9 protein-coding genes are annotated in these 7,082 nt (G+C 63.6%); 5 read left to right on the forward strand and 4 right to left on the reverse strand.

Annotated features, from left to right (window positions below):
* The first annotated feature begins 526 nt into the window (after nucleotides 1-526).
* From AB4Z09_RS28475 to AB4Z09_RS28490, 4 genes are all read left to right on the forward strand, one after another.
* Entirely contained in the window at nucleotides 527-1,066 is a 540-nt protein-coding gene (locus AB4Z09_RS28475) for an RNA polymerase sigma factor (RefSeq protein WP_174910197.1), read from the forward strand.
* Between the two features lie 347 nt (nucleotides 1,067-1,413).
* Entirely contained in the window at nucleotides 1,414-2,124 is a 711-nt protein-coding gene (locus AB4Z09_RS28480) for a hypothetical protein (protein ID WP_174910198.1), read from the forward strand.
* A 211-nt stretch (nucleotides 2,125-2,335) separates the two neighbouring features.
* On the forward strand, nucleotides 2,336-3,025 hold the full coding sequence (locus tag AB4Z09_RS28485) for a hypothetical protein (RefSeq protein ID WP_147283548.1): 690 nt from the start codon (nucleotides 2,336-2,338) through the stop codon (nucleotides 3,023-3,025).
* Nucleotides 3,022-3,342 carry a winged helix-turn-helix domain-containing protein gene (locus AB4Z09_RS28490; RefSeq protein ID WP_174910200.1) on the forward strand — a complete coding sequence of 107 codons (321 nt, stop codon included), beginning with the start codon at nucleotides 3,022-3,024 and terminating at the stop codon, nucleotides 3,340-3,342. Before AB4Z09_RS28485 ends, AB4Z09_RS28490 begins: the two co-directional genes overlap by 4 nt.
* A gap of 209 nt (nucleotides 3,343-3,551) precedes the next feature.
* Here the strand turns inward: AB4Z09_RS28490 and AB4Z09_RS28495 are convergent, their stop codons facing one another.
* The 4 genes from AB4Z09_RS28495 to lepB form a co-directional block, all read right to left on the reverse strand.
* On the reverse strand, nucleotides 3,552-4,238 hold the full coding sequence (locus tag AB4Z09_RS28495) for a hypothetical protein (RefSeq protein ID WP_174910201.1): 687 nt from the start codon (nucleotides 4,236-4,238) through the stop codon (nucleotides 3,552-3,554).
* Nucleotides 4,235-4,591 carry a PadR family transcriptional regulator gene (locus AB4Z09_RS28500; RefSeq protein WP_114723148.1) on the reverse strand — a complete coding sequence of 119 codons (357 nt, stop codon included), beginning with the start codon at nucleotides 4,589-4,591 and terminating at the stop codon, nucleotides 4,235-4,237. Before AB4Z09_RS28500 ends, AB4Z09_RS28495 begins: the two co-directional genes overlap by 4 nt.
* Nucleotides 4,592-4,863: 272 nt before the next feature.
* Complete coding sequence (locus AB4Z09_RS28505) at nucleotides 4,864-5,166, reverse strand: hypothetical protein (protein ID WP_442241319.1); 303 nt, start codon at nucleotides 5,164-5,166, stop codon at nucleotides 4,864-4,866.
* A 109-nt stretch (nucleotides 5,167-5,275) separates the two neighbouring features.
* On the reverse strand, nucleotides 5,276-6,076 hold the full coding sequence (gene lepB, locus AB4Z09_RS28510; RefSeq protein WP_174910205.1) for a signal peptidase I: 801 nt from the start codon (nucleotides 6,074-6,076) through the stop codon (nucleotides 5,276-5,278).
* A gap of 420 nt (nucleotides 6,077-6,496) precedes the next feature.
* Here lepB and AB4Z09_RS28515 point away from each other — a divergent pair, with 420 nt between their 5' ends.
* Nucleotides 6,497-6,979, forward strand: coding sequence for a helix-turn-helix domain-containing protein (locus AB4Z09_RS28515; protein WP_442241320.1), 483 nt, complete (start codon nucleotides 6,497-6,499; stop codon nucleotides 6,977-6,979).
* The last annotated feature ends 103 nt before the right edge of the window (nucleotides 6,980-7,082 follow it).

Below are 7,082 nucleotides of genomic sequence, written 5' to 3' on the forward strand. Positions count from 1 at the left end.
CGCGTGGGCAGTGGTCATCGTGTGGTCCTGTCTCGAGTCGACTTGGTAGGTCTCTCGAAGAATCACGCGGTGACCGTCTTTCGTTCGGCTACGACACGCCGGCCATCTCAATCGGCTCCGGTTCGTACACCATCTTCATGGACGCAACCCGATGCGAACACTGGTGCGGTGCTCAGTGTTGGTGAGGGCGACTTCGTGCCTGAGGGAGCGGCGCCTGGATCGCTTGAAGCGAGGTCTGTGGTCCCGGGAGCGTGATGGGGACTGCCGCCGCGGCCAACTGAATGGCACAGATAGGTGAACCAGCCACGGCCAGACACGGTTGTTCGCAGCCGCGGCCGGCACACCACAGCTTTGACCCAGGAAACGACTTGACCACCCGCGCCCGCCACGGAGACCGCGTCGTGCAGTCTGGCACGAGGGGCGAACGCTGCCAGATCAGGGTTGTTTTGATGAGTTTCGCCATGCTCGGTAATTTCCGCCGTTCCCGCGCCGTTACCTGGTGACGAGTGTCGGTGGAGGGGAATGGATGGGCACAGATGAGGCGCGATTCACTGAGTTATACAGGCAGTTGTATCGCCGGGTGTGGGCGTACGCCGCCAGGCGTGCACCGGACCAGATTGCGCAGGAAGCGACCGACGAAGCATTCCTGATCGCGTGGAAGAAGCTGGACCAGCTTCCAACCGACCCACTACCTTGGCTGTTGGTAGCCACCGGGCATGCGCTCTCCGAACATCGGCGGCGAGAATACAAACAGCTCACGCTGATCGAATGGGCGACTTCAGGGTCACTGTTGTCGCCACCGACCGCGCCCGGCGCCGATGATGCGGCGTTGGAACGTCTGAGTGTGCTCGCAGCACTTCAGGCTCTGCCCGAGCAAGACCGCGAAACGTTGATGTTGACGGTATGGGACGGCCTGAGTTACCGGCAGTCCGCCGAAGCGGTTGGGTGCAGCACAACAGCGTTCGCCGTCCGTCACCACCGCGCACGCCGCCGCCTCTCTGCGGCGCTGGCAATTCAGGATTCTTCCGGCACACCTTCGATCCAGATGGAAAGGGATGCGACATGAGCGACAAACGATCAGCGATCGACAGAATGGAACGCCAGAATCCCGTTCCCTCGAGCTCGAATCTCGAGCCTCCGGTGGGTGGCGTGGAGCAGATACTCGCCCACAGCCGGGACCGATCGAAGTCGAATCATGATGCCCGACGGCCGTACCGCCCGCTCCTGACCGCGGCCAGCGTTGTCCTGGTTGTCGGGGCGATAGTAGGCGGAGTCCTGGTTGTCGGGGATCGATCAGGAACAACCGCTCCGGGATCGCCGCCGGCTGCATCGTTCGCGCTTCCCCCCACCGACTCCGACCTGGCCGTGTTGCCCCCTCCGACCGCTCCGGAGGGGGCAACACCCACGGCGCCGTTGCTGCACTTCGTTGCCTACACCCAGCCGGTCTCAGCCAAGGACCTTCTACTTCATCTGGCCGACCAAGCACGTCAACAGCCACCTGCCAGAGGCACCGGACCCTACGAGTTCATACAGACTCGAAGGTGGTTTCTGTCGAGCGATCAGACAACGGACGGAACCGTCCTCGGTTGGGGCACCGCGGTCGTCGACCGCGAACAATGGGGTGCCGAAGACGGGTTGGGGCAGATCGTCGACACCGAGAATGGTGTAGCTCGATCCGCCAACATCGGTCCCGCCCGTTTGCCCGGTGATCAGATCGGCTCCGACGAATCCTCGGCCCAGGTGCTTCGAGAGCGACTTCTCCACGAGGGGGACGGCCGAAGCGCGCCGCAGTGGTTCAACGCGTTCACCGACACCTGGACAACGCGCATCGTTCCTCCGAACCTGCAAGCGGCCTTCCTCAGCATCCTTGCCGAGCAGCAGGACATCGCGGTACTCGGTGCGGTCACTGATCGCGTCGGCCGCCATGGCGTAGCCGTCAGCACCGAAACCCACGAACGTCGACTGGTCCTCGTCTTCGATGAGACGACCGGAGCATTGCTGGACTACGAGCAGATCGCACTGACTCCCACCGCAGCGTCAGTCCCAGTCGCACTGCCCTCCACAGTGGGCTACACCGTCTGGCTCGACCACGGGTATGTCGACTCTGTGGGAAATCGTCCCTGACAATCCGCCCGGCGAACAGTTGCTCGACTCGACAACAAGATCATGTTTCCGCAGCAAATCTATTCTCATTCGTCACCCTGCGCCAACCACGAGTGAGGAGGGCGCCCGCTCGCGCGTGCGATTACCGACGCCGCCGATTGACTTCCATGGTTTGTGATGCAAACCTAAACCGGGGTTTGCATCACAAACCGAAAGGAACCGGGGGACCGCCATGGACCGCTCAGCTGAGACGTCGCGTGAGGTATTAGCCGAGGTCAAGGCGGTTGGGCGTCGAACCAGAGCAGCTCGCCCGCACAACTGGGTGGCGCTGGCGGTCTTGGCGGTGGTCGTGGTCGCGGCGATGCCGCTCTACATACAGCGCCCCTTCGGCGCGCAGTGGTCGGGCTCCTCGCAGCTCAGCAGGCTCTCCGGGTTCGGGCAGCTGGAGCACCCCACCGCCGCTGCGGCCTATTGGCTGGTCGTACTACCGGTGGCGTATGCGGTGATCGCCGTCTACCTGGTCCGGCGCGGATCGTCTTCCGGAGTTCGGGTGCGGGCGTCATACGTCACCGTCTGCGGACTGGTCCTGTTCTTGGTGTTGGTGGCGGTAGTAGTGGTGGTGCCGCAGTTGCAGCTCCCATTGGGGAATCTGACGATCCGCGGGCTCACCCCGCTACTGGCGATCGCGGTGGGAGTCATGGTGTGGGGTGTACTCGGCCGGGATCTCACGATTCTCGGAATCGGCGCCCTCGCACTCGTCGTCAGCCTGGTGGCAAACCTGTACAACGTCGAGAACATGATCTTGGCACAGGGTGTCGACTTCGACTACCGGTACAACCTCCTGCTCAACCTGGCCTTGCCTGCCCTGGTTCTGTCGATCGGCGCAGTCGTTGTGGCCGTGCGGGATCGGGGCCCGCGATGACCCACCCCACCAACGACCTCGACGATGTTGTCCACCAACGAACCCGACTGGGTATTCTCGCCGTTCTCTCAGAAGCGGACTCGGTCGATTTCGTGTTCATTCGCCAGACCCTTGGACTGACTGCCGGCAATCTCTCTCGCCACCTCGCAGTCCTGTGCGATGCGCAGCTGATCGCGATCGACAAGAAGGAATCGTCAGGTAGGGCGCGGACGTGGGTGTCGATCACCAAACGTGGTCGGTCCGCATTCAAAGCTGAACTGGCGATCCTCAGGGGCCTTGTCGAGGCAGCGCAGCGGGGCACTACCGGAACTGCCTGACCCGACGTCGGCAGACCGATCGTGCGGAGGCCCTGGGGGGTTACGCCTCACCACCGGTTCGCGTCGCCACGACACATCTACTGTGACAGGCGCAGCCGTACCCGCCCTGAATCCGTCAACATGCCTTGGCGAGGCGCCTGTCGTCCTGCCCGACTCGACTGTGCACATGCCGTGCGCCCGATTGGATCGTCGCCGGTGTTGAGATGCAACTAGAGCGATTCAGGACCAGTGTCATTCATCGCTCGTACAGCTAGGTACCGGGCGAGCCCGACGGTGAGCACAAGTCCGACGATGACCAGTCCGGTAACCGCGACGAATACCGGGGTAGAGGTATTGAAGTCCCTCCACCAAGCGACAGCAACGCCTGCACCCGTACTGAGCGCGGCGCCGATTGGCAGGAGAGCAGCGAGCCAGCGCACGGTCGATGCAGCGCACGGGTCGCCGAAGTATCGAAGAGCGCCCCACACGCACAACAGCGCGCACAGAAATGCCAGGGCAGCACCGGAGGCGTAGAAGGACAAGACGAAGCGCAAACGCCCCGGATCGAACGAGCCCGACCAGCCGCGGAAACTAGCAACGAGGACGAGTAGAACGGCGGCGAGGCCGACGACGATTCCTGCAAGGGCGGAGGGGACAACAAGCCCCAAACGCAGAGCGCGGCCGCACATTCCGCGCTCGTGCGCCCACGATCGGAGCATCTGGTCACTGTCTTCACCCAGGATCGAGGTCGGGCTGTGGCCATCTTGGTACGCGCCTCTGAGTTCGGTCTCGAGTTCGGTGAGCAGTAGCTGTCGATCGGTCCGGTGGACGCCGGCGCGTCGCCAGAGGCGGTTGGCCTGCCGGATGACGTCCGATCGTTCGGTGCTGTCGGCGCGCGCGGCGGTTGCGGAGGTCATGCGATTTCCGTTCTGTTGTCGGCCTGGGTCTCGGACTGTAAAAGGGAAGTGACACTGGAGGAGACGGCGAGCCACTCTGTGGTACCGCTGGCGAGCACATCGACACCGTCGTCACTGAGCGCGTAGTACTTTCGTGGCGGTCCGGACGCCGAGGGGCGCATCTTCGAGACGACGAGGCCGGCCTTCTCGAGTCGCGCCAGCAACGGATACGTGGAGCCGCCCGAGACAAGAAGATCCTGCTCGGCCAACCGCTCGGTGAGTTCGTATCCGTACACCGGCCGCTCTCGCAGCAATGCCAGCAGGCAGAGGTCCAAGACTCCTCGAAGTACCAGGCTTCGTCGTTCCACACTCATGTTGAGCACGGTAGCGGTAAGTATCTTGCTTAGCAAGGCTGCTGGGGTAGAGCTTGGCGATGGCGGTGTCGTGATCCGAGTCGATACCGAAGTGGTTGGCTTTCCGTTGCTTCGGGCGCTCTAGAAAGGTGTTACTCGACGGCGTGGCAACCGGCGTCAGGTGGGTCGTCCGGCTGCGGGGTCCCAGCCGCGGGCGCGGCGTCGGCGATCAGGGTGCATTCGGTGTCAGAGCTGATCCGGATGGAGGCCCGGCCCGAAGTCGCCGTGCCGGGCTAGTGCTCCTCGGGTGTTGTCGGTGTGAGGTCGGATTCGGTGGCGGGGGCTGCCGTGATGTCGAGGATGGGGCCGCGTAGCTCCGGGGGATTGCTCTTGGTGATCAGGTCTTCCCCGAGCATCCTGGCCCAGCGCTCCGTTTTGCTCGGGACGAAGAGGTGGACCCGGGTCCGGCCTTCCGACTCCTCGGTGACGGAGGGCCGGAATCCGTCGTGCACGCCCTCCATGTAGTCGAGGTGGCCGGCGGTGACGCCGGTGTACGGGTAGGAGAGGTCAGCAGTGACCTTGTAGACGGGCGGCATGGTCCCTCCGGGGATTCGTCGTGTTCGGGGTGATGAGCGTGTGCCCACTGAACTGGGGTGTTGGCATGTCCCGTGGGGGAAACGTCCAAGTTCCTGGCATTCGCAACTGCTACTGCGGGTCGACCGCGTGGACCACACCCCACCGGGACGGCGGCAGAACGATGAGGCGGACTTTGCCGATGATGTCGGAAAGCGGAATCGTTCCTTGCAGTTCGTCGTCCAGATGGAATCGTGAGTCCTTGGAGTTCGCACGGTTGTCGCCCATCACCCACACGTTTCCTTCCGGAACAGTGATGGGGCCGAAGAACTTTCCCTGGCATGCGCTGTTGTTGCCGGGCATTGCGCGGTCGATGTAGGGCTCGGTCAACGGTTTTCCGTCGACCATCACGGCCGAATCGTCGGGTAGGCACTGCACTGTCTGCCCGCCCACTGCGATCACGCGCTTGACCAGATCGTTCTCGTCGGGAGGGACCAGTCCGACTAAGGAGCCCAGGTTCTCCGCGCCGCGAAGAAGGACGTTGCTCGAGCGTGTCGATTGGTAGTCCTCGCTCCATGACGGCGGGCCTTTGAACACCACGACGTCACCGGACTCGGGATCACCGAACCGATAGGACACCTTGTCCACCACGATTCGGTCGCCCGCGCACCCGGTGCAGCCGTGCAGCGCTGGTTCCATCGACTCCGACGGAATCAGATACACCCTGGCGAGGAAAGTCTGGAGCAGAAAGCTCAGTACCAGTGCGACAACCAGGAGAATCGGTAGCTCCCGCAGGAACGACCGCTGCTTCTTCGGTGGGCGGTCCGGACCGGTCGAGGAGTTCGGGTCGGCCTGTGTGTCATCGGAATCCGAGATTCCCCCTCCGAGCGCCCCGTGTTCACGGTTCGACTCGGAATCATCGTTTCCTGTCATGGTCGGCCAGGCTATAGGAGATGTACTCGTCAGCCGTCCTGATCGGTCGCTTGCTCCCACTCGAAGTGGACGGTGTCACCTGCTGTCAGGGACAGGAATCCCGTGCCGGCGATGGCGTTGAAGAACACCCAGCACCCGCTCGATGAGTCGATGACTCCTCAGCCTTCCAGGTCGTTCCATCCTGCACCGTTCCTGTCGTGTTGCTCATGGATCCGAAGTTGTCATCTCGGCTCGCAGTCTGGCCATGAGGATCGAAGTCCGGGCGGTCGCGGATGGTGCGTCGGCTCTGAGGTTCGATCCGGTCTGATGTGGGGGARGCCCGRCCCGATGGACCCGGGCCGGGCCTCCGATCGCGTTCGCGCGGTACCGCTCGGCCCTGCGCACCCCTCTGACCGAGGAGCGGCGGGTCTACTTCAGCTCGTGCGGCAGGGTGTGAGCAACGCGGAGGCCTGCCGGATCGTCGGCATCAATCGCCGGACAGGTAAAAGGTGGCGTAATGGGCGTGCCCCGTCCGGTGTGACGGGCGGGGCTTCACCGGTCACTGCGGTGGCGCCTCCACCTGGTCCTTCCCGCTACCTGCGTGAAGCCGACCGCATCCATATCGCGGAGCGGTTGCGGGAGAAGGCCACGATCCGAGACATCGCGGCCGAGCTGGGGCGCAGCCCGTCGACGATCAGTCGGGAGATCCGCCGCAACAGGCATCCGATCAGCGGCCAGTACCGGCCGCACGCAGCCCAGGCCCGCGCTGATGCCCGCCGGCCCCGTCCCAAGATCGGCCGAACCCCCGAGCTACGGGAGTTCATCCAAACCCACCTCGATAAGCGGTGGAGTCCGGAGCAGATCTGCCAAGCCCTGCAGGCGGGTTGCGTCCATGAAGATGGTGTACGAACCGGAGCCGATTGAGATGGCCGGCGTGTCGTAGCCGAACGAAAGACGGTCACCGCGTGATTCTTCGAGAGACCTACCAAGTCGACTCGAGACAGGACCACACGATGACCACTGCCCA

The organism is Rhodococcus sp. TAF43 (assembly GCF_052113525.1).
Taxonomy (GTDB): domain Bacteria; phylum Actinomycetota; class Actinomycetes; order Mycobacteriales; family Mycobacteriaceae; genus Prescottella.

Bases quoted from the DNA above. Each gene is read 5' to 3' on its own strand.
- AB4Z09_RS28475 (WP_174910197.1), top strand. From the start codon at position 527: ATGGGCACAGATGAGGCGCGATTCACTGAGTTATACAGGCAGTTGTAT.
- AB4Z09_RS28485 (WP_147283548.1), top strand. From the start codon at position 2,336: ATGGACCGCTCAGCTGAGACGTCGCGTGAGGTATTAGCCGAGGTCAAG.
- AB4Z09_RS28490 (WP_174910200.1), top strand. From the start codon at position 3,022: ATGACCCACCCCACCAACGACCTCGACGATGTTGTCCACCAACGAACC.
- AB4Z09_RS28495 (WP_174910201.1), bottom strand. From the start codon at position 4,238: ATGACCTCCGCAACCGCCGCGCGCGCCGACAGCACCGAACGATCGGAC.
- AB4Z09_RS28500 (WP_114723148.1), bottom strand. From the start codon at position 4,591: ATGAGTGTGGAACGACGAAGCCTGGTACTTCGAGGAGTCTTGGACCTC.
- AB4Z09_RS28505 (WP_442241319.1), bottom strand. From the start codon at position 5,166: ATGCCGCCCGTCTACAAGGTCACTGCTGACCTCTCCTACCCGTACACC.
- lepB (WP_174910205.1), bottom strand. From the start codon at position 6,076: ATGACAGGAAACGATGATTCCGAGTCGAACCGTGAACACGGGGCGCTC.